Origin of the sequence: Streptomyces sp. NPDC059679 (genome assembly GCF_042734105.1) — a bacterium.
GTDB lineage: Bacteria > Actinomycetota > Actinomycetes > Streptomycetales > Streptomycetaceae > Streptomyces.
The window spans coordinates 77,402-99,256 of record NZ_JBHWES010000007.1; the positions used below are offsets into that span (position 1 = coordinate 77,402).

Annotated in this window: 21 protein-coding genes; 1 reads left to right on the top strand and 20 read right to left on the bottom strand. The window is 66.4% G+C overall.

Features of this window, described 5'->3' with window-relative positions:
- Positions 1-4: 4 nt before the first annotated feature.
- The 20 genes from ACFV2X_RS10995 to ACFV2X_RS11090 form a co-directional block, all read right to left on the bottom strand.
- Positions 5-679 (bottom strand): 2'-5' RNA ligase family protein, encoded by a 675-nt coding sequence (locus ACFV2X_RS10995; RefSeq protein WP_385614191.1) that lies wholly within the window; start codon positions 677-679, stop codon positions 5-7.
- Positions 676-1,695, bottom strand: a complete 1,020-nt coding sequence (locus ACFV2X_RS11000) for a hypothetical protein (RefSeq protein ID WP_385614193.1) — start codon at positions 1,693-1,695, stop codon at positions 676-678. The genes ACFV2X_RS10995 and ACFV2X_RS11000 overlap by 4 nt, the downstream gene beginning before the upstream one ends.
- Positions 1,685-2,335 carry a 2'-5' RNA ligase family protein gene (locus ACFV2X_RS11005; RefSeq protein WP_385614196.1) on the bottom strand — a complete coding sequence of 217 codons (651 nt, stop codon included), beginning with the start codon at positions 2,333-2,335 and terminating at the stop codon, positions 1,685-1,687. Before ACFV2X_RS11005 ends, ACFV2X_RS11000 begins: the two co-directional genes overlap by 11 nt.
- Before the next feature lie 151 nt (positions 2,336-2,486).
- Positions 2,487-4,502, bottom strand: coding sequence for an ABC transporter ATP-binding protein (locus ACFV2X_RS11010; RefSeq protein WP_385614199.1), 2,016 nt, complete (start codon positions 4,500-4,502; stop codon positions 2,487-2,489).
- Complete coding sequence (locus ACFV2X_RS11015; RefSeq protein ID WP_385614201.1) at positions 4,499-5,005, bottom strand: hypothetical protein; 507 nt, start codon at positions 5,003-5,005, stop codon at positions 4,499-4,501. The genes ACFV2X_RS11010 and ACFV2X_RS11015 overlap by 4 nt, the downstream gene beginning before the upstream one ends.
- A gap of 154 nt (positions 5,006-5,159) precedes the next feature.
- Positions 5,160-5,879 (bottom strand): PolC-type DNA polymerase III, encoded by a 720-nt coding sequence (locus ACFV2X_RS11020; RefSeq protein ID WP_385614203.1) that lies wholly within the window; start codon positions 5,877-5,879, stop codon positions 5,160-5,162.
- Complete coding sequence (locus tag ACFV2X_RS11025; RefSeq protein WP_385614206.1) at positions 5,876-6,703, bottom strand: hypothetical protein; 828 nt, start codon at positions 6,701-6,703, stop codon at positions 5,876-5,878. Before ACFV2X_RS11025 ends, ACFV2X_RS11020 begins: the two co-directional genes overlap by 4 nt.
- Positions 6,704-6,763: 60 nt before the next feature.
- On the bottom strand, positions 6,764-8,008 hold the full coding sequence (locus ACFV2X_RS11030; RefSeq protein ID WP_385614208.1) for an endonuclease/exonuclease/phosphatase family protein: 1,245 nt from the start codon (positions 8,006-8,008) through the stop codon (positions 6,764-6,766).
- Positions 8,009-8,047: 39 nt separating this feature from the next.
- Positions 8,048-8,662, bottom strand: coding sequence for a LuxR C-terminal-related transcriptional regulator (locus ACFV2X_RS11035; RefSeq protein WP_385614210.1), 615 nt, complete (start codon positions 8,660-8,662; stop codon positions 8,048-8,050).
- Positions 8,663-8,665: 3 nt separating this feature from the next.
- Complete coding sequence (locus ACFV2X_RS11040) at positions 8,666-9,856, bottom strand: glycosyltransferase (protein WP_385614213.1); 1,191 nt, start codon at positions 9,854-9,856, stop codon at positions 8,666-8,668.
- Positions 9,857-9,907: 51 nt separating this feature from the next.
- Positions 9,908-10,414 (bottom strand): NUDIX domain-containing protein, encoded by a 507-nt coding sequence (locus tag ACFV2X_RS11045; protein WP_385614216.1) that lies wholly within the window; start codon positions 10,412-10,414, stop codon positions 9,908-9,910.
- 74 nt (positions 10,415-10,488) lie between these two features.
- Positions 10,489-11,604: a GntR family transcriptional regulator gene (locus tag ACFV2X_RS11050; protein ID WP_385614218.1), complete on the bottom strand. Its 1,116-nt coding sequence runs from the start codon at positions 11,602-11,604 to the stop codon at positions 10,489-10,491.
- 131 nt (positions 11,605-11,735) lie between these two features.
- Positions 11,736-13,010 carry a cytochrome P450 gene (locus ACFV2X_RS11055; protein WP_385614221.1) on the bottom strand — a complete coding sequence of 425 codons (1,275 nt, stop codon included), beginning with the start codon at positions 13,008-13,010 and terminating at the stop codon, positions 11,736-11,738.
- Entirely contained in the window at positions 12,893-14,128 is a 1,236-nt protein-coding gene (locus ACFV2X_RS11060) for a cytochrome P450 (RefSeq protein WP_385614223.1), read from the bottom strand. Before ACFV2X_RS11060 ends, ACFV2X_RS11055 begins: the two co-directional genes overlap by 118 nt.
- Before the next feature lie 173 nt (positions 14,129-14,301).
- Positions 14,302-14,907 (bottom strand): ATP/GTP-binding protein, encoded by a 606-nt coding sequence (locus tag ACFV2X_RS11065; RefSeq protein ID WP_385614225.1) that lies wholly within the window; start codon positions 14,905-14,907, stop codon positions 14,302-14,304.
- The gene (locus ACFV2X_RS11070) at positions 14,888-15,250 is read right to left on the bottom strand and encodes a DUF742 domain-containing protein (RefSeq protein WP_385614227.1); all 363 of its coding nucleotides are present in this window, start codon (positions 15,248-15,250) and stop codon (positions 14,888-14,890) included. Before ACFV2X_RS11070 ends, ACFV2X_RS11065 begins: the two co-directional genes overlap by 20 nt.
- Entirely contained in the window at positions 15,247-15,672 is a 426-nt protein-coding gene (locus tag ACFV2X_RS11075; RefSeq protein ID WP_385614229.1) for a roadblock/LC7 domain-containing protein, read from the bottom strand. The genes ACFV2X_RS11070 and ACFV2X_RS11075 overlap by 4 nt, the downstream gene beginning before the upstream one ends.
- Positions 15,673-15,674: 2 nt before the next feature.
- Positions 15,675-17,021 carry an ATP-binding protein gene (locus ACFV2X_RS11080; RefSeq protein WP_385614231.1) on the bottom strand — a complete coding sequence of 449 codons (1,347 nt, stop codon included), beginning with the start codon at positions 17,019-17,021 and terminating at the stop codon, positions 15,675-15,677.
- A 152-nt stretch (positions 17,022-17,173) separates the two neighbouring features.
- On the bottom strand, positions 17,174-18,001 hold the full coding sequence (locus ACFV2X_RS11085; RefSeq protein WP_385614234.1) for an SAM-dependent methyltransferase: 828 nt from the start codon (positions 17,999-18,001) through the stop codon (positions 17,174-17,176).
- A 689-nt stretch (positions 18,002-18,690) separates the two neighbouring features.
- Complete coding sequence (locus ACFV2X_RS11090) at positions 18,691-19,929, bottom strand: helix-turn-helix domain-containing protein (protein WP_385614237.1); 1,239 nt, start codon at positions 19,927-19,929, stop codon at positions 18,691-18,693.
- Between the two features lie 1,087 nt (positions 19,930-21,016).
- Here ACFV2X_RS11090 and ACFV2X_RS11095 point away from each other — a divergent pair.
- On the top strand, positions 21,017-21,847 hold the full coding sequence (locus ACFV2X_RS11095; protein ID WP_385614239.1) for an RNA methyltransferase: 831 nt from the start codon (positions 21,017-21,019) through the stop codon (positions 21,845-21,847).
- Positions 21,848-21,855 lie beyond the last annotated feature (8 nt).

Below are 21,855 nucleotides of genomic sequence, written 5' to 3' on the forward strand. Positions count from 1 at the left end.
CGGTTCATGCCTTGTACCCGAGGTGCAGTTCATGGACGGGCGTGAACGTGTAGGTGTTGTTCGGAACATCCTGGCGTTCCCAGACCAGCCATATGGAATTGATGGTTGCCGTGGTGCGGATACCAGGGCGGATGCCTGTGACAAGGGCGGAAGCGAGCTCGTCCGCGCGCGCGGCGAGCCAGGGTATGTGGCAGTCCTGCTTGCCATAGCCGACGGAGATGTGCGGCCAGAAGTGTTCTTCGGGCGGCGGCAGTACGAAGCTGGCGTCCAGCAGTCCTGCTCGGACCCTCCGGTTGAGTTCTGCGGGACCTTCCTCGGGCCAGATAGCGGCGGTGGCGGCGGAACCGCTCAGCGAGACGGGACCGACCTCGATATCGAACGGCTCAAGATCGGCCAGATGGTGCTGGATCGCCCGGCTGGCAGTCTTGAGGTGCTCGGGGCTGATGCTCTGCCCGTCAGCGGCTCGGTTCTTGACCGACTGGATGGTGCAGTGGAGGTTCTCGTCGGCGACGGGCGTCACGACATCGGGGTAGGCATCGACGATCTGGCGAAGTTGGTGAAAATAGGCGACGACTTGTGGCAGGTGTTGGGGAAGCCACAGGACGTGGGGTCTGATCCAATCTTCGTCCGGTCCACCCGGGGTGCCCCACAGGCGGGCGGGTGTCAGGAACTTTTTCATGCGGCTATCTCGATCTCGGCGAGGGCGAAGTCGCTGGTGACAGGGACGTGGTCGGATGCTTTTTTGCTGTGTGGGCTGTGGTGGGTGGTGTGGGCTCGGGCGACGCGGGCGAGGTCTGCGGTGGCACGGATGGTGTCGATCCGACGGAGACCGAAGTCGTCAGTGCGGCCGTGTTCGTCGACCCAGTGGCCGCACGATGGCGTCCACGGCACGTCCAGGACGGCGGCGATATCGTGCAGGCCGCCGGGTTCACGACGCAGGAACTCGGTAGCGTCCCGGTCGGCTGTCTTCGCGTTCGGGTCATCCGGGTTCCATTTGATCTGGTACCGCAATTTGCGGTGGTTCTGGTGTGTGTACGGGTCTTCGTCGTAGTAGTGGCCGTTGGGGCGCCTGTCCGCTGAGATGTTGTTCCAGTCGGCCCCCACCGCACCGGGTACGCGTTCGTCCTGGAAGGCGGACAGTACGCAATGGGCTTCGTCGAACCTTCTGCGCGGGCGGAGGGGGTCAGCGTGGTAGGCGGCCCATTTGACAGGGACGGGGCCGCCGGCGTCGAGGATCAGGGTGAGCATGGCGTGCAGGAGGTCGGGGCCCCCGTCGTAGGCGCGCATCCCGCCCGGTACAGGCTGTACTTCAGGTGTCCAGAGCATGCCCACGTGGTGGCGGACCGAGCCGCGCCCGCGGGCCTGGCTGGACGCGAGGGCGGCCACCGGCTTGGTGCGGCCTGCGGGCACGGCGTTGCACCGCAGGCCGGTGTCGTCAGCCAGCATGCGCAGCACCCGGCCTGCCTTGGCCCGGGTGTCCCCGATGATCTCCTGTACCGCGAGGGCTCCGGCTCGCCCCCGGTAGATCTCGGTGATGACGGCCACGATGAGCTCGTATCTGGTCCATTGCGCCGGGGTGCGCGGCATCTGCAGATTTAACAGGTTGTACGTGCCGAAGCGGAACCAGTCGTCAGATTCACCAGGACTGGGTGTCTGAGGTTCGGGGCTGTGGCTGGTTGCGGTCTCAGGTGGCATGGCGGTCTCCGAGCGTGATGGTGGCGATAGAGTTCCAGTGGATTGCGTAGGCGGTCCGTGGGGCCTCTGCGACTGGTACCTGGTCGAAGCCCACTTCGACGAGGTCGACGGTGTCGATGGTGAGGGCGGCATGGCTGGGCCGGACACGGCGCAGGGCGCTTTGCAAGGTGTCGGAGCACGCCCGCGAATGGGCGTATCCGATGCTGAGGTGAGCGGGCAGTACGTCGTACTGAGTGGACCGCGGACCGCGGACCGCGTGCACGGCAGCGCGGATGCGCTCGTGGAGGTTTTCCAGGCCCGGGTCGGGGTGGAGGTCGAGGAGGGCTCCGGTCTTGTTGGTGATCGGAGGTCCGGCCAGTCCCGTCCACGGGGTGGCATTCGCCAGGTGTTCGTGCAGGGAGTCGATCAGGTCTTTGCGCTCGCTGTCGTTGATGTCCTGGGCGTGCGCGTCGGTGATCATCTCCAGCGTGATGTGCAGGGGGACGGGGTGGGTCGGCCAGTCCTTCATGGCGGTGTGGCAGCCGTCGACCAGTGTCTGGAGGGCCGGGTGCCGGGTGAGGTCCGGCAGGCCGTAGATCTGTAGGACGCGCGTGGCCTTCGGCCAGGGCTCGCCCCGGAACCGAGGAACGAATCGTTTCATGCCGTTTTCATATCCTTTATGTGCGTTTAACTGAGTGGCCGCGGTTGGGGAACCGCGGTGGGTCTGTCCGTGCGGCGAGAGGCTTCCCGGCGTCGCTGGCTGCTTGGAGTGGCCGGGCCAGGCGGGTCGGGTTTCCTGGCCGGTGATGTCGTTATTGGGGGCTGCCGTTGCTGAGGGCGTCGGGCCGATGGACCTGCCCGCCCACGGATTGTGTGGCTACTGCTGGTTTGTCGGGCTGGTATTGGCGGGCCTGGAGACGGTACAGGCTTCGGAAGATCCCTGGTTTGGTCTCGTCGTGCATGAGGGAGTGGAAGTCTCCCGTCTCAGCGAGGCGGCCGTCCTTGAGGACGTGGATGACGTCGGCGTGGCGGACGGATGCGAGGCGGTGTGTGATGAGCACGATGGTCTGGCCGTGGGCGGCCAGTTGCTGGATCTGGTCGAAGACCTGCTGCTCGGCGCGGGCATCGAGGGCAGCGGTGGGTTCGTCGACGATGAGGATGTCGGCGTCGCGGTAGCGGGCTCGGGCGATGCTCAGGCGTTGCCACTGGCCGCCGCTGAGCTGGTGGCCACCGCGGTATCCGCGGGCGAGGAGGGTGTCCCAGCCGCGTGGGAGGCCATCGATGACCGCCTCTGCGTCGGCGTACGCGGCGGCCACGTCCAGCCGCTCGTCGGTGACGGGCACCTCGGATCGGCCGATGGCGATGTTGACCTTGGCCGTGAAGGGCCAGCGGTAGAAGTCCTGGCCGACGACGGCGACGCGGGAGAACAGCTGGTGCCGGTCGGCGTGAGCGGTGTCGATGTCGTCCCACCGGATGTGGCCGCTGTCCGGGGCGTAGAGGCCGCACAGGAGTTTGATCAGGGTGCTCTTCCCGGAGCCGTTCTCGCCGACCAGGGCGACGATCTTCCCTGTCGGGATGGTCAGGCTGACCCGCTCGAGGGACGGTTCGCTGTCCGTCCCGGGGTAGGTGAAAGTGACGTCTTCGAAGAGGATCTCGGTGGGTTGTTTGGGCAGTGGCAGGCCACCTGTGGGAATGGCCCGGCGGGTGGTCTCGAAGGCCAGGCGCTCCAGGTCGCCGACGAACATGGCTTCCCCGTTGAGGTAGTTGATCTGCACGACCACGTTGTCCAAGCTGGCCGATCCGGTGCGGATGGCGAGCACCGCGGTCCCTGCGACGGACAGGGACATCGCGCCGGTCCACAGCAGGCCGCCCAGGGTGAGGTAGACGGCTGCCGTGGCGATTCCGGTGAGAGCGGCGGCAACCAGTCCGGTACGGGCGGCAAGGCGGGCAAGGCGCGTCTGCTCGCTCACGGCGGTCGAGGCCATGGACCGGTAGTGGGTGAGAAGGAAGGGGCCGACGCCGTGGACACGAATCTCGGCTGCTGCGTCAGTGGAGATCAGCAACCGGCCCAGTAGGTGTCCGGCCCTGGTGTGCTGTGTCCAGGTGTGCCAGGAGGCGTAGTGGCGCCGGGCGATGGTCAAGGTGGCCCAGGCTCTGGGCAGCGTCATGGTGACCAGCAGGGGCAGCAGCAGCGGATGCAGCACGGTCAGGACGGAGGCTGCGGCGATGAGTGAGAGCAGTGCGTTGACGACGGAGGTGCAGTATTTGAGCATGCGGCGCGAGGCGCCGGCACCGTGCTGGGCGCTGTCGAGCAGCCGGTGGAAGTCATCGTCCTCCACGGCCGCCATCTCGACCCGGGCGGCGCCGCCAAGGTACCGCTCGGTGGCCAGGCGCTCGATCTTTGGTTCCAGGCGTCCGGTGTGGGCGGTGGAAGCTGCGGTCAGCAGCGCGCCGATGAGCGCGGTCACGGTGACCGTCCAGAGCGCGGGGCCGGCGTCGCGGAGGCGGTCGGCCATGGTGCCGTCGGCCAGCAGGGCGGCCAGGACATGGTTGACCGCGACCAGGCCGATCGCCTGCGCGACACCGCGGCCGATCTCGGCGACAGCCACTGTCTGAAGGGCGCGCTTGTCGGCTTGCCAGGCCAGGCGCACGGTCACTGCGAGCAGGTGCGGCAGTCGCCGCACTACCGCCCGCAGACCCAACTGGAGGGTTTGGTCGTCGTGTGCGTTCCAGCCCTGGTCATACCGAAGAGGCCCGCCGAACAGCAGAAGTTCGGACTCCGGAGTGCTATCGGTGGGAGGCGTGGCGGATCGGCGGCGCCATGTCACAGGCTGCTCCCCTCGGCCGGCAGTTCGTCGATCGCGGACGGAGCCATGGTGGGCACGGCCCGCAACGCGTTGGTGGCGGTGAGCGCCATGCGGGCCTGATCGTGGCCAGTTGGGCCCAGGCCGAGGAGGGCGACGGCCTGGTGCGGGGCGACACACAGACGCCTGAACATCTGACGGCTACCGGAAACTGGAGCACTGGGCTGGACCTTGCTGATGACTGCGGCCAGGCTGACAGCGGCGCAGATCCGATACTCCATGTTCGTTCCGGTCTCGTCCTGCTTGATTTCTTCCTGAACGTATTCGAGATACCCGAGGTAGTGGGGAGCCTCGATGTCCAGCTGTGCCTGCTGGCTGGCGACGCGGGCCACGGCGGCAGGACTGCTGTCGTCGTCTGGGACCGGGCCGCCGGGAAGCCAGAACCGCCTGCCTCTGGCCGCGTCAGTGAGCACGATGATCCGCCCGTCGGGCACGAACAGCCACACCTGGCTGCGGGCGATCGGCAAGCCGTCAGGGACGTCCTGGCCACCGTGCCACCGCGGCCTCGGCGCCGCACGCGGGCCGCCCGGTAGGGCGGAGGCTGCGGCGTGGAGCAGAGGCGGTGAGGGAGCTTGGGCGGTTTCGGGCATGAAGTGCTGCTCCAGAAGGTGCGGCAGGGGCCTAGAAGAGGCCGGGCTGGTGGGGCGCGGGGGCTTTCGGGGATCGGCCGGCGATGCGGGTCAGGTCGGCCAGGGACGTGAGCAGTCCGCAGCGCGCGGCGTCGCCGAGGAGCTTTCGGAAGACGCGGACGGTGATCGACACGTCATCCATGGCCCGGTGCCGCCGGGCGGGGGGCGGGAGTTTGAGGTGGCTGATGAGCGCGTCCAGCCGGTAGGAGTCCAAAGTGGGGTGGACGGTGCGGGCCAGGAGCACGGTGTCGATCAAGGGAGTGAGGGCCAGCCGGGGGCAGGCGTCGCGGTAGGCGTACAGGAACCCGGCCCCGACGGGGGCATGGTGGGCGACCAGCAGGACAGGTCCCTCGGGCACCTGCGACTCGAGCTCGGCGAGCACCACGGGGGCGGGTGAGGCGTCCGCGAGGTCTTGAGGACGGATGCCGGTCTGGGCAGTGTCCCTGGGGGTGAGCGGGGCGTGTCCGGGCGGCTTGATGAAGGAGCGGAAGGTAAATCCGGTAGGCAGCGGGCCCACGCCGGGCCGGTGCTGGACGGCTAGGACGGCGACCTCGATCGGTTCCGGGCGATGGCCTCGTGGTGTCGTTCCCTCGAAGTCGATGACCCAGAACGGCGTTGCGCGGAAGGCGTCGTCCTCGCTGAGGTGATCGTGTGTGCGGGTCTCGTTCTCAGTCCGGGGTTCGCTGCGTGTGTGCGGGGGCGTGTTCGTCATGTGGCCAGGGTGGTGGAGGCGGGGACGTGGTTGCCGACGGCGAGGGTGGCCAGCGTCAGGGTGCGCAGTTGGCCCGGGGTGGTGGCCCATGCCGTCCACTGGCGGGTGAAGGGCTCTTCCTCTATGGGGATGCCTGCGTCGGGAGCCGCGCGGTGGGCGAAGGTGCGCAGGGTGAGGTCGTGGTGCGGATAGAGGGTGAAATCGCCCAGGTAGTCGGCGGCGGCTGCGGCGGCGGTCGAGGGGCCAACCCGGTTGATGCCCCTCAGCGCGGTGACCAGCTCGGTGCCGGTGAGCTGTCTCCAGGCGTGGCCGTGGGCCTGGTAGGCCGCGGCGGCGGACCGCAGTGACGGACGGTAGAAAGCCGCCTTGGCCTTCTCGAAGGCGCTGTTGGGAAGCTCGAGCAGCGTCTGCGGAGTGGGCGGAAGACGGAGCGGTCCGTGCGGTCCTTCACTGGCGGGCCCATAAAGGGTGCACCAGCGACGATAAAGCCCATGGCCGTTGTCGGGACGGACTTGCCGCTGCTGCAGGATCGCGACGCACAGGGCGTCCCACAGCGAAGGGTTCGAGACCCGCACGATCGTTCCCAGGATGGACAGCGCGTTGGTGAGCTGACGCGGCGCGGCCGGGGGAAGAAGCCGACGGCAATGGGTGTAGGTGAGCTCTGGAAGGCGTCCGTCTCCCGCCAGAGGCATGAAGTCGAGGGCTTGCCCGGTCCAGGAAGTCACCCAGGTGGCGCCCCGTTCGTTGGACAGGAGCCGGTGCCAGCGGCCGGACTCGGTCTCGGTCCAGCCGGGATGGTCGGTGCACAAGCTCGCGTGAGCCAAGACGTCTCCTGTCTCATGGTGGGGGTGGTGATGCAGAGGGGCCGAGGAACGGACGCTGCGTTAGTGAGTGGCTGTGAGGATGCGGTGGAGTACGGCGAGATCGAACCGGGCGACCAGCAGCGCGTGGTCGGACACTCGTCGCACGTCGGGAGTGGCGACGGCTTCGAAGCTGCGCAGGGCGGGGGTCAAATCAGGGGTGCCGAACACGACGTCGATGCGCTGCGGGGGCCCTTGGTCCTTACGCTTCAGGCTGGCCGTGGCGGCCAGGGCGCCTGGCTGTTTCAGAACGGTTCCAGCATGGTGGGCGAGGTCGGTGAAGATGCCCTTGCCGCCAGAGAGGATCTCGCTCGGTCGGGTGTCGGAGACGCGTCGGCCGTCTCGCTCGATGGTGCGGTGCTCGAAGTGGACGGCGTCGTCGACCTGATCCCAGTCGAGAGGTTCGGTGATTTCGTCTCTGGTGCGGTAGGGGTAGCTGTTGGCGTCCATCCCAATCAGGGCGGTGCCGCCGTGGTCGGCGAGAACGGTGAGCCGGCGAGCCTCTGTGGCACGCATGGTGGGGTCGAAATGACACAGGTGGGCTGACGCCAGTTGGATCGGCTTGGGGCACCCCTTGAGGCAGACCTGTACGTGGCAGATCTGCTTCCAGGGCAGATCGTGATCAGTATGGGTATCGATCTGGAAGAGCTGCGGGTCGACCATCACCCCGACCGGGTTGCGGCTACGGCCCTCTTTCGGGGCCGACATGACCGGAATTAGTCCGCCGAGCGCGGAGGCTTCCTCGTACAGGTCATGCCTGCCGTTTTCCCACGCGCCGGTCAGTTCCTGCCGGAATACGATATGGGGCTGGTATCCGGCGAGAATGCTGTGTGCCAGACGGCGATTGTCCTCACTGCCGCTGCGCCCGCGGCCATTGTGCTCCACGTTCCAGCAAACCACGCGCAGTTCACCGCTGGGTGCCCCTTCGGCGTATTTTTGTGGATTCTCCGGGCTGGACGCAATTTCAATGCCATATTGGACTGGTCGACGAATATTTCGGTGAGCCGCTTGGTCTTTCCTTCTTGGAGCCGATCCAGCCGCGCAGGCCAAGTGCCTCCTCGTCCTCGTAGAAGAGCTTGCGGTTCTTGGCGAGGGCGAGGTCGCACTCTTACCGCAGCAGAATGCCGGGCCGATGCCGGTCATGGTGGCGTGCATGGCCCGTCGGCGACCAGGATCCCCTACGCTGTTGCCTTCGAAGTTCGAGCTGACGATGGCGAAAGTGTTCTGGGAGCCGTCACGGTCTCGGGTGACCGGGGTGGTCACAGTCATGTTTGGTGAGTCCTCGTCGAATGCAGGGGGGAGGGCGGGTCAGATCAGGCCCTTGCGCAGGGCGAAGGCCACGGCGTGGGCCCGGTTGGACAGCTGGTGTCGGTTCATCACGTCGTGCAGAGCGCCCTTGATCGTGCGCTCTGAATAGCCCAGCTTGTGAGCGATATCCGAGGTGTCCAATCCGTCGGCGACCAGCCTCAGGATCGCGATCTCCCGCTCGGCCATACGAGCGTTGCCTGGTCCGTGCTGCCCTCCGTACAGTCGGCCAACCAGGCGAAGCAGCCGTTCTTGAAGGTCTGGCGGGATGTGGCCGTCTCCCCTGGCCACGGCCTGGATCACCTGCTTCAGCCGGGGCGCGGTGGCGCCAGCCCGCCACATGATCCCGGCGATCCCGCATTCGGCGGCCAGCCCCACCTGGTGGTCCTGGAGGCGGGGCACCAGCAGGACCAGCCGCGACGGGCCGCTCTGCTGCACCGTGCGCAGCAGTTGGTAGCCGGCTGGGTCGACGGCATCCGTGGTCACCACGGTTACAGCGGCGGCGCCGGGGTCGTCGTGCAGCAGGCGTATCTCGGGGTAGGGACGCAGCAGACCGGTCAACCCGGCCTCTGAGACGGGGTCGTCAGCGCGCACCCGGACGGTGATGCAGTCGGTCATCGATCAGTCCATCCGCGGTGGGGCGGGGCGGTTCGTCCGGCTGGTGTTGTTCATGGGTACGGCGGAGCAGAACAGGTCCGCGATGCGGGCGGGCTGGAAGTCCTGGGTGTGGTGGTGGGCGGCATGGCAGGTTGTGCGGTAGGAAGCCGGGTCGGCGAGCAGCCTGTCGGTGAGGAACAGCAGTGCGTTCGGCCCGTGCATGACGTCGGCGAGCAGGCGGCGGGGCCCGTGTTGGAGGGGCTGGAGCAGTTCGGCCAGGACGGCGGTGTTGTAGGCGATGACGGGTGTGCCCCGGCTGAGGGCTTCCAGGGCGGTCAGGCTGCTGGTGGGCCGAAGGCACGGGATGATCACTGCGGCGGCGCCGGCCAGCCAGTTGGATACTTCTGCCCAGCCAGGCGTCGGCTGCAGTGTGATGTTCGGGGCCTGGTCGGCGAGGGCCTGGCACTGCTGCCGCAACACGCCTGTACCGCGTACGTCGCCCAGCCCGGGGTGATCCAGGGCGATCTCCACGGTGCGATGCCACGCTTTGGCGGCTGCAATCACTCCGAGAACACCCACATCCGGGCCAGCCGGAGCCAGCACCCTCACCGGCCCCTCGGCCCGTCGCGCCACGGGAGCAGCGGAAGGTCCGCGGGCGGGGCCATGCAGTGGAGGGATCGGGACAACGCACCACCTGCGGGTGGGCCAGGCCGCGGCCGTGGCCTGCTGCAGGACGGCATCGCAGGAGGTGATGATGGTGTCCGCGTGGGCCAGGGCCGACGGCATGTCCAGTTCCGGTTCCTGCTGGAGCGTGGGCACCATCAGCGCACGCTGGACGCCGTCCGGCAGATCGGTAGGCAGGCGGCCCAGCCCCGACAACGCGCCCACGCACACCACGGTGTCGCTTTGATGCCGAACGACCAGGTCGTACAGGCTGTTCAGGATCTTCTGGTTGCTGGTGACGAGGGCGTTGCGCAGGATCTGTGGTGTGCAGGGCAGGGTGATGGGCAGATCGAGTTGCTCGACGAGTACACCCGGAGGCCCGACACCGTCGGGCTGTTCGGCGGCGGTGGCGATGACGACACGATGCCCGGCGTGGGCAAGGGCAAAGGCCAGAGTGGTGACGGCCCGGTCAACGCCGGTCGCAGCTCCCAGGTGCCAGGAGACGCGGACGAACATGATGTTCCGGCGCGCCAAGGGGGACGGGTCGGGCATGTTGGGACCTCTGGGGTTGACCGTGCTGGGGAAGCGGGAAGCGGGCTGGGGCTATGCGGCGCTGTGGATCGGGGTCCCGGCGTACAGGTTCGCCGTCCTGCGCGCGATCCGGGCAGCCATGGCGGGCTCGGTGCGGTGGGCGAGGTCATCGCGGGCGATGAGGATGAAGGCGTCCAGCTCTGGTTGCTCCCCGGGAGCAGCCTCGGGGAGCCTGATTTCGGTGATCTGGCGGGCGGTGAGCTTCCCGCAGTCATAGACGAAGTTGTAGCCCTCGGCGGCCGTGGGGGCGGCGGGCATGTAGTCCTTGACCAGCAGCTCGCTCGGGATGATCGAGAGCCCCGTTTCCTCCCACACCTCCCGTCGGCTGGCGTCCCAGTCCGTCTCGCCGGGCTGTGCGCCCCCGCCGGGAAGCTGATCTAAACGGTCCTCCCTGGTGCCGTCCTCCGTCGTGTTGTAGGTGGGCCGGACGGGCAGCACTCTGCCGGCCTCATCGGTGATCAGCGCCAGACCTCCAGCTCTGCGGCCGGTCGGGGCAATGTATGCGGTGTCCTGAGGCATGGAGTCGGTTCCTTGACTGTGTCCGCGGGCAGACGGGTGCCGCATGGTGGGGATTTACGGGTTGGGTGGTGTGGTCAGGCGTGAGTCGGTGGCTGCCGGAGGGTGTCACCGCGAACGGCCCCGGGATCGGATGGCTCCTGGGTGGTCGATGTGCATGTGGGTGGTTGGCGCCAGGTGTCCGGGGAGGTGATCCAGAACCTTCCCTGCGATGACATCTGCCGGGCGGCCGCGATGGTGGTCGTGGTGTTGCCCGGGCGGGCCCGTTGGATGATCTTTTCGGACAGAAGTTTCGGCAGCGTCTTGCTGGCGGACGTCTGACTCGTGCCATAGCGGCGGGCGAGTTCTGGAGTGCTTGGTAAAGGGTCACCGGGGTTCAGGGTGCCGTTGAGGATGTCGCGGCGGAGCGCGGCAATGAGCTGCTCAGGCTTGCTCAGCAGTTGTCGTTCGCCGGCCTTCTTCGGGTCTCGGACGATCTTGCCGATTGAGCCAAGGGATTCCACGAGTCCTTCGGCGACGAGGATCTTGATGGCCTTGAACACCACATGCTGCGGGACCCGGTGTGCGGCGACGAGCGTCCGGTTGGCAGGCAGCAGTGTGCCGGGCGGGTACGTACCGTCCGCGATCTGCTTCTGGAGGATGGCGGCCAGCTGTCTGACGCGCTCAGCAGTGGTCGGCGGTCGTTTCTGTCCAGGGACCGCGACGCGTGTTCCTGTCTTTCCCGGGCCGCCATGGAGTACCCCGTTGTCCTTGAGGCGGCTCAGCGCATTGCTTGCCGTACTGGTCGATACACCGAGACGCTGCGCAAGCGCGGCGCCCGTAGGCACCAGGTCACCCGGCTTGTACTGACCCGAGGCTATGTTCTCCAGGATGTGTTGCTGGACGCGGTCTACACCCGACGTCGTGCAGGTGGCCAAGCGGTTGGGCACGGTCTTGTAGCCCGACGGAGTCAGGGCTACCACTTCCTCCTCTGTCAGGCTCCGCACGGCGGCACGCACCACAGGCGCGCTGACATTGAAGCGCTGTGCGAGAAGACCGCTTTGAGACAGCGCCTCCGGGGGCAGCTCGCCGTCTGCGAGCTGTTGGCGCAGCGCCGCCGCGATCACCTGGGATTTTGTGGTCAGCATGTCACTTTCCGGGAAGGCCGGCTGGGAAAGCTGGCTCGGCGAGGAGACAAGGGCGGTGCTGAACACGCCTGTCTCGGCTGGGGATATGGCGACGAGGGCCTGCTGATGGATGTGGCGGACTGGCTCGTCGTGGGCGCCGTATGTTTCGTTCGGGCCGCATGGGGGCGCTGTGCCCGCAGAGCATGCTCCGGGTGCTGTTAGCCAGCCTGAATGGTCTTCGGGCGCAGGTGCACGGGCAGGGATTGGTGGCCGTTGGAGATGAAGGATTCGAGCGGGCGTAGCTCGCTTGGCGGGACGGCGAGGGTCAGGTGGGGGAAGCGGTTGAACAGGGCGCGGAGTGCGATGCGGGCTTCGAGGCGGGCGAGTTCCGCTCCGAGGCAGTAGTGCGCCCCGTGGCCGAAGGCGAGGTGTTCGCGGCGGGTGGGCCGGGTGATGTCGAACTGGTCGGCCGCCTCGCCGTGGCCGTCGGGGTCGCGGCCGATGGCGGCGTAGTTGATGAGGATCGGCTCGCCACGGCGCAGCGTCAGGCCCGTGCCTGGGTCGTCGATGTCCTCGGTCGGGAATCGCATGATGATGTTGGCGACCGGTGCCTGGTGCCGGAGGGTTTCCTCGACCATGTCGGGCCACGAGGCGTGGCCACCTCGGAGCAGCGCGAGTGTGGCGGGGTGGGTGAGGAGGTTGACGATGCCGTGGTCGAGGAGATTCACGGTGGTCTCGTGGCCGGCGCCGATCAGCAGCAGGAGGCTGTCGAGGAGTTCCTCCTCGGTGAGTTTGGATCCGGTCTCGTCATCGTGTGCCTGGATGAGGGCGCTGGTGACGTCGTCCTTCAGCGCGGTGCGCTTGGTGGCGACGAGGTCGACGAGGAGCTGGTACAGCTCGGTGTTGTTCGCGGTGGCCTGTTCCTCGGACAGGTGGGTGGCGAAGATGAAGCCGATCCTGTCGCGGAAGGCATCGTGCATGTCGTCCGGGACACCCAGGAGGGTATTGGCGACCAGGAGCGGCAGCATCCACGCGAAGCGCGCTCGCAGATCCACGACCTCGTCGGCGGCGCTGGTGTCCAGATCGTCGAGGAGGCCGGTGGTGATCTCTTCGATCCTCGGGGCGAGAGCGTTGATACGGCGAGGGGTGAACGCGGGGCGCAGCAGGCGGCGCAGCCGGGTGTGTTCGGGCCCGTAGGCGGTCAGTGCGTTGCGGACGTAGACCCAGATCCGCAGCGGCCAGTCGGCGGGGATGTCGCCGCGGATGAAGGCCGGCCAGTGGCGGTGTGCGTCCTTGGAGATGCGCGGGTTGGTGAGGAGCCGTATGGCCAGATCCGGATCGGTGATGGACCAGGCGGTCACACGGCCGGGCAGCTCTACCGGGGTGGCGGGGCCCAGGGCGCGGAGACGGGCGGATTCGGCGTGGATGTTGTGGCCGTTGGGGTCGAGGCGGAAGGGGCAGCCGGAGGCGGGGGCGGTGTGACGGGTGTCCATGAGTGGCCTCCAGAAGTGGCGGTGGCGGGTGGGAAGGTGACGGGGAGGGCGGCCCAGCCGGACATGAATGTGCCGGGCCGGCGGGTGAGCTGCTCCCGGGTGCAGGCGAGGGTGAGGTCGGGGAGGCGGTCCAGGACGCGCTCGACCGCGGTCTCGCAGATGAGCCGGGCCAGATCAGGGGCCGCACAGCCGTGCACTCCCGCGCTGAAGGACAGGTGGGCTGCGTTGCCCGCGCGCCGGTCGGCGTAGGCGGTGAGCTGGGGGTCGCTGTTGGCCGCGGCGAAGCTGACCAGGATCGGCACACCGGGTTGGAGCGGGATGTTCTCGTACGTGCCCGGGCTGCGGGGGTAGAGCGGGCAGTAGTTGGCGACGGGTGGGTCTTCCCACAGCACATCGTCGAGAGCGTCACCGACGGGCTGCACACCGTCGTACACGTTCCCGGCGAACCGGTCATCGTTGATCATCAACAGCAAGGCGTTGCAGATCAGATCGGTGCACGGCTGACTGGCCGCTCCGAAGATGAGGAGGATCTGCTGAACCATCTCCGGGTCACTCAGCCCGGCGGAGTGTGCCAGCAGCCAAGAGGTGACGTCCTGGCTGGGGCTGCGCCGCTTGAGACGGGTCAGCTCCAGGCAGGCGGCCTCCAGGTCGGCGTTTGCCTGTACCGCGTCATGGGCGGTGTCGAAGAGCTTTGCCATGGCCAGGACGATGCGCCGGCCGAGGTCGGGCGGGCTGCCGAACATCTCGATCAGGACCAGTGTCGGAACCTGACCGGCGAGGTCGGAGACCAGATCGGCCTGCCCGCGGGCGGCAAACTGATCGATGAGGGTGTCGGTGATGCGGGTGACCGTGGCGGCCAGTGCGTGCGTGTCGACCAGGTTCAGGCTGTCGGTGATGGACTGCCGCAGACGGGCGTGCACCGGTCCGTCCATCCACAGCGCGTTGGGGCGGCGCTGCATCATCGGCAGCGCCGGGCAGTCGGCGGGCACCTGCCCGGCCTGCAACGCCGACCAGTGCACAGGGTCCTTGGCGAACTTCTCCGGGGTGTTGCGCAGCAGGTAGAGGGCGGCCTGGTAGGTCGTGGTGATCATCCCGAACACGCCGGGGGCGATCTCCACCGGGGCAATCGGGCCCATAGCGCGCAGCCGCTCATAGGTGGCACGCGGATTGGCGCTGAACTCCGGGCCGTAAATCGGGATCGGCCTCGCGTAGCTGTCGGCAACAGGACGGCCGTAGGGGCAGCCGCCGGACGATCGGCCGAACGTTGAGACGGAAGGAGAGGGAGGCATGGTCATCGGGCGGGCTCCGGGTGGAGAGTGAGCAGATACTCCACGAGACCGATCAGCGCATCCCTGGAGCTCTGACGCTCGCGGGCATCACACATGACCAGCGGCGTGCGCTCGGGCAGATCCATCGCCTCGCGCAACTGCCCCAGGCTGTAGGCCGGCGCATCAGGGAAGGTGTTGACGGCAATGGCGTACGGGAGGTCGAGCTCCTCCAGCCGGCCGATGATGTCGTAGCTGTCTTCCAGACGGCGGGTGTCGACGAGGATCAGCGCGCCGAGGGCGCCGCGTGTGAGGTCCGCGAGGAAACGCTGGAACCGTATCTGCCCGGGGGCGCCGAACAGGTACAGCACCAGCTGATCGCTCAGCGACAGACGGCCGAAATCCATGGCGACCGTCGTGGAGGTTTTGCCCGGCAGACCCTCCAGATCGTCGGTCCCGACACTGGCCGCGGTCATGTCTTCCTCGGTACGCAGCGGGCGTATCTCGGACAGGGAGCCGATGAAGGTGGTCTTGCCGACACCGAAAGCCCCCGCGATCACGATCTTCACAGCCGTCTCGTGGCCACGCAGATAGGCGGTGTCGGCCGGTGGGTCAAAGGGCGCGGAGTCCATGAAGCACTGCCTTCAAAAGGTCTGGATCGGGCTGCTTGGCTGGGGGAATCGGGGCGCGGGTTGTGATGTGGCCGCTGTCCATCAAGTCGGCCAGCGGGAAACACAAGACACTGACCGGCAGCCCCAGATGGGCACTGATCTCGGCGACGGACAAGGCGCCCGGCAGACACAGCTCCACCACCCGGCGCCGCTCCGCCGTCAGATGAGAACGCGGAACCTCATGCCGGACGATCACAAGCGTGAGGTGATCGAAGTGGTTGCGGCTCGGGGCCGACCGGCCACCCGTAACAACGTAGGGCCGCACCAGCCCGCCATCCCGGTCGCCGCGCCGGGACACGGTCATGACCCCATACCCGAGGTTCCCCGCGACCCGACACCCATCTCCTGACCCAGCCGGTCGATCGTCTTCTCCATGGCGTAGGAAATCGCCTCGATGTCAGCCTTCTTGGACGCGGAGACAGCCAGGTAAGTCCCCTCAGCAGCGGCCATGAGGAAGACGTAGCCCTCCCCGTACTGGATCATGGTCAGCTCCCACGGCTGCTGCTGACAGTCGGCAAACTCGGCAGCCTCCCGGCTCAGCGACTGCAACCCGGACACAGCCGCGGCCATACGCTCGGCCAAAGCACGGTCCACGCCCTGCGAGCTGGCGACCGTCAGGCCGTCGGCGGACAGCAGCAGAGCACGCTTGGTGTGAGCCAGCGACAGGATGTGCTCGTCCAGGATCCAGCCCAGACTGGGATGAGAAGAGCGAGCAACGGTGTTCATGATCAGACGTTCCTTTCACCGGTGTTCATCTGGTCCCGCGCGGCCCGGCGGCCACGAATGAGCGCACCAAGGCCGCGGCCGGAGTTCATCGGGGTCTGCATGCGCGGCCCATCGGCGGCGGAATACTGCTGCGGCTGGCGCCTGCGGCGCTGCGGCAACCCATCGGGCCTCGACTGAGACGGCTGCCCCAAATCCGAAGACGGTTGCGGTACGGGCGCCGTCGCCGGCGTGGGCCGCGGCGAAACCGCCGGAGCGGCAGGTCCTACCACTGCCGGGCCTGGTGCCGTACTCGCAACCGTGGCCGAAGCCGCGCCCGGCACGTGGTCAGTGGCGGTGGTGAGCAGGTCCTTGGGCAGGTAGACCACCGCGCGGGTTCCACCGAAAGGCGAGGACGCATCGACGCTGGCCGCGAATCCGTAGCGGGCAGCCAGCAGTCCCACCGCGGCGAAACCAAGCTTCAGCGGACTACGCAGCCGCGTCAGCAGGACCGGATCGCGGCCGGCAAGCAACCTTGCTGCCAAGTCCTGGTCTTCGGGCTTGAGCCCGACACCAGAATCGTCGATGACAATGCCCACACCGTTATGGCTCTGCTGGAACCACACCTGCACCGTCGCACTCGGCTCGGAGTGGCGAGCCGCGTTGTCCAGCAACTCGGCAACAGCCAGCACCACCGGCTCGACCGCCCGACTCACCACCGAGACCGGCAGCTCGCCGTTGACATCTATGCGGGCGAAATCACGGATACGACTGGCCCCACCTCGCACAACATCCAGCAACGGAGACGTGACCCGCTGCCGCCCAGGCCAGGAACCAGTCAGCATCCCCAGAACCTGAGCTCGCCGACCCAGCTGGCTGCTCGTGTGGTCGATCGCGTTCGCATCCGCCAGAACCTGCGGGTCAGAGTGGCGATCGAGCATGGCGGACACAGCACCCTGCTGTTCATTGACCAGGGCCTGCACCGACCGCGTGACCGCCTTAACCGCCGCCTGGGCAGCCTCCTCCGCCCTCTGCCCAGCCTGCTCACCAACCTTCGCGAACAGCTGGATCACAGCATCCTGGGAGCCTGCGAACGGTGTCCCGGCCAACTCGGTGTGCAGCAGAGCAGGCACATCAGCACGCTGACCGCTCCACAACTGGTTCGCTGCGGCAGGCAACCGCTGCTCCACCAGATGACGAGCCTCCGCATTCCGCACCGAGAGCTCCCGCTCAAGGACCGCGGCTTCCTGCTCCAGGACCCTTACCCGCTGGGCCCGCACCACGGCCGATCTCCGATATCGGAAAGCCATGGCTCCCACAGAGGCCAAAGCCAGCAGCAGAAACCAGAACACTACGTCTACGGACTGGGTCATCAGATCCTCGAGCGACGATGGAACGGAAGGAGAAGGGACGAAAGGACCGGGCGCACAACGGGGCAGCCCCGGAGTAGGGGGCCTAAAGCTCAAATCGCGATTAGACCCCGACGGCCAGACTAGGGATCGAGGTCACCGACGAGTGTGAGCGGTCAGCGCTTTCGCGCGACAGCCCCGTAACAGGAGACAGCAAAATCTGGGTCGCTTGGCACCGTGTTCGGGCGCCATCTCGAGACCACCTGCAATCCTGGGGAAACCATCTCCAGGCCGGTAAAGAAACGGCTCACTTCGACGTGACTGCGTACTTGCGCAGATATACCGCTGGATCGGTACTCACTCTGGATTTTAGCCCACTCTCCCGGCGCAAAATCTCCAGTCGCATGAGTCACAACGAGATAGCTGCCTACCGGTAGAGCATCTAGCAGAGTGGAGACGATCGTCCAGGGATCGTCTCCATCCTGAATAAAATGCAGAATTGCCACGAGCAGCAGTCCGACCGGCTGACGCAAGTCCAACACTCGCGTGAGCTCGGGGTCCGCCAAAATGGATCCAGGGTCTCTCAAGTCGGCATCGATGTAGGCCGTTGCACCAGCCTTGTTGCTGATCAGTAGGGCGGCAGCGTGCGCCAACACAATCGGATCGTTGTCGACGTAGACGATGCGGGCACATGGCGTTACTTCTTGCGCGATTTCATGCGTATTCCCAGACGCGGGAATGCCGGTTCCAATGTCAAGAAATTGCTGGACACCCTGCTCCGCCGAGAGGTAACGAACCGCCCGACCGAGAAATTCCCGGTTTGCTCGAGCAGCGGTTCGGATATTAGGGAACACCTTCACGACCTTTTCGGCGGCAGCGCGATCGACTTCGTAGTTATCCTTCCCACCCAAGTAGTAGTCGTACATGCGCGCCGAGTGTGGCACGTCGGTGCGTACATCGACGGACTGACGAAAGGCGCCATTGACGGAATCGATGCTACGCACAGGGCCTCCTGTCGATAGATATTGGCGACTGAATGGGGGACGATATGGACACAGAAGACGGAGTTCTGAGAGCGGAAGCCTGACGTCAACATGGCCTAGGTGGTCAAATTGGACCGGTGGGTTCCATCCTCACCTGGCCTTCTAGGAAGGCGACTTCGGAGGGGAATCTTGCTGCTCCCTTCGGGCCTTTACCAATGCCCGACGCAATGGCTCACGTTCCGAAAAGACACGTGGCCCAGACGGCAGGTTGTGCCAGTGCAAGCCAGGCGGAGAGGTCTTACTCATTGGAGGTATGACGACATGGCAGCTGTGGCCGAGGGCAACAGTGCCCGGCTCGTTCCAATTGCTGCTCGCGCCGATGGGTACGAGGAAATAAAGTCGCGGTTCCAGGCCCTCGTGATGGAGGATCACCGGCCCGACAGCATGGCCTGCTTCCTCAAGTAACTCGATGGCGCGCAGGCCGATCGCCTCGCACGCACGGATGGCGTCCCACCACTCGCCTGCCGGGCAGAGGTCGGATTCGTCACCGGCGGGCATCCATCGAGGCGGCTGGGCCGCAGCGCCCCGCTTGGCATCGGACATGGAGATGGTCTCCTCACAACTGGTTGTGAGGAGACCATTCCACTGTGCAAGCGTTGTGAGCGGACAGTCTGTCCACAGGAATCTACGGACAGTTACTTGACACTACGTCAGTGTGTGGTAATGCCAGCCCAGTTACCGAAGGTTGAAAGCTCGTTGGACGGATGCGTCTCCAGGCGCAGCAGTGCGGAGGTGGTCTCGCGCACGGACGGGTGGAATCGTGTGTGGTTCGGTGCGATCTTCCGTGCCTGCCGCAGATCCGTAAAGGCTCCGGTCCGATCGCCGAGGGCGAGTTTGGCTGACGCCAGGTCGATGTGGTGATGGCTGGAACGCTCGCCGACCGTCGTCGCTGGAGGGGCCCACTCCGCAGCGCCGGACGGCGCCCACTCGGCCAGCCGGGCGAGGGCCTGCTCGTTGTCGCCCATGTCGATGAGCACGTGCACGTCATGGATGCGGATATTTGTAGGCCCGAACGACGTCTCGTAGGCCAGGACATCCCGCCCCCCAGCCATCCGCGCGACCTCCTCCGCCTCGTCCAGGAAGGCGCGAGCGGTCTCCGTGTTGTTCTTCCGTGACTCGATGACGGCCAACTTGAGCAGGAGGGCGCCGTCAACTGCCAGCGCGTCGTTCGTGAAGGAATGCTCCGGCTGGAGTCGTTCGAGCTCAGCGCGCAGCTTCAACAGTTTCCGGCGAGCGGAGGCGTAGGCCCCCTGCCGCAGCATTGCCCCTGCCACAAGGTAGCCAGCCGTGATCTGCATCAGCGGGTCCCCCGATTGGTCGGCTGCCCACCGCACCCGCTCCAACGCCGTGTTGGAAAGATCATGGTGGCCCATTTTGTGGGCCAACGAGTTGACCGCCCGGTAGGCGCGTGCCAGATGCCAGTACGCCTGCCGCTGCTCCCGGTCGTGGGCGTTCAACGCCACATGGGTCAACTCGGCGATGATCGGCGGCAACAGCGGCCCCATCGGCGCGTAGCGGGCATCGCGTCGTAGCGCGGAGACCTGGTCCACCTCCGATGCCAGCACCGGTAGCGCACGGGGCGCGATCTCGAGCTCGTCAGGAGAGTCGTAGCAGAGCAACAGCCGGCGCAGTTCAGGGATGACTGCGTGCACTGCATCCTCGGCCTCGGGCTCGCCGTAATACGGCTGCCCGGTAAGCACTTCTGGCCCGAAGTGCAGCGCGGTGGCCAGCGCCAAGACCAGCGACGGTGTGGCCTTCCGGGCGCCGGACTCAAGTTTCTGGACATAGCTTGGCGAGATCGCCACCTTGGCTGCGAGCTGGGCGGCTGACAGCTTCCGCGTCCTGCGTGCGACACGGAGGCGATCTCCCAGCGTCAGGCTGTCACTCATCGGCGGTTCATTCCTTTCGCGGAGGAGCACTCCCGATCAGGGTACGGAGCCTGTCTAGCCCCACAGGTGTGGTGACCATCTGTTAACCGAGTCAGGGTTGGCGAGCGCACCCGGAAACGTCGCGGGCATGCAAGTCACGGCCGTTCGCGGGGACACGCTCCCCATCCGGCGAGACGCTCACTTCCAACTTCGCTCAAGAACGCGAAGATTCGAGCCACCGGTGCAACTACCCCAGTTCTGCGACTAGTCAAGTGGCTTGCGGGAGAAACCTACGGACAATTTGTCCGTGCATCGCATTAGCAGCATGGAATGATCGGTGAGTGCACGTAGCGCAAGCAAGCGCACATAGAAGGCTCCAGGTACCACTCCTCGGATCAAGGAGAGATGGTTGCCGCCGCCCAGTCACGCCAAGATCGTGGGGCTGTCGAGGAACTGGCACGTACGGCACGACGGGGAGTTGCGATCGAGGGCCGCTGTTGCCACGTATCCAGTCGGCAAGTCCGTTGACCGCACGGCTGCTGTGACGCCTCTGCTGAGGGGGGTTCGTCCTTGATGCTCGATGCTCTCCTGGGCCGGAGCGCCGGGCCCCGTGGCCACGCCGACCGCTAGCGAGGCAGGCGTGCCGCATCCCTCGAGTGCAGGATCTGCCCCAAGCCTCGTCCCCGCTGTCGGCCTGTTTCGCACGTTCGCGACTACACCGAAGCCCCGCGTACAGGAGGTAGAGCTGACTCCGGCGCGGACATAGCTGAGTACGATCGTCTGCACGCGGCCGGGCGCGTTCGCCCGCACTCCGACAGAATTGCAATTGTGCTGGCCAAGAATCCGATACCTTCAGCAGACTTCCGGATGGTTCAGGCTTGGCGGTGTCCTGGGAACGTGACAGGCACGGCTTCCAAGATCATGGAGTTCCCTGCGCCTCGTGATCCGAGTGGAAGACCGTGCCTGCCGACGCATCATCGCTGATCCTGCACTCCACGCTGTTGACCGGTGGAAATGGCGAGTTCCGGCTGGAGCATTTAATCTGCGGGGGATTCCCTGACCCTGAGTTGCACGTTGAGACCTCGATCATCTTCGGCTTGGAGGACGGGTGGCATTACAGCAGATCACGACCCGCAACGCCCATTTTCAGCAGCTAGAGACGCTGCTCAACAACCGCACCAAGCGGGGGCGTGCGAAGAAGTTTCTGGTCCAGGGCGTACGGCCGATCACGATGGCTGTGAAGCATGGCTGGACCATTCGTTCCCTGCTGTACGACGCCAGCCGCCCGCTCTCGCGCTGGGCTGAGGACCTGCTGCGCAGTGTTGGACCTGAGCGTGTTGCGATGGCGCCGCAGCTACTCGCGGAGCTCAGCGAGAAGGCCGATGGGGCTGCGGAAGTTCTGGCCGTGGTCGAGATGGCGCCTGACAGCCTGTCGCGGATCAAGATTCACGGTGACTTCCTCGGTGTCGTCTTCGATCGGCCGACGCAGCCCGGCAACATCGGAAGCATCGTGCGGTCCGCCGATGCGTTCGGTGCCGACGGGCTCATCGTTACGGGGCACGCTGCGGACCCCTACGACCCCAAGTCGGTACGTGCCTCCACGGGATCGTTCTTCGCTGTGCCCGTGGTGCGCAGTCAGTCGCACCATGAGGTCATGGAGTGGCTTGAGAAGGAGCGCGCTCGGGGGCGGCAGGTGGCCGTCGTCGGCACGGACGAGAACGGCGACGCCGACGTCTCGGAATTCGACCTGGCCCAGCCGGTCCTGCTGCTGATCGGCAACGAGACCGCGGGCCTCAGTGCGGCCTGGCGTGAGCTCTGCGACCATGTGATCAGCATTCCGATGACAGGCTCGGCCAGCTCCCTGAACGCGTCGAACGCCACCTCCGTCGTTCTCTACGAGGCGCGCCGTCAGCGTCTCGCGAGGCAGCGCACGGCGTGATGATGGGA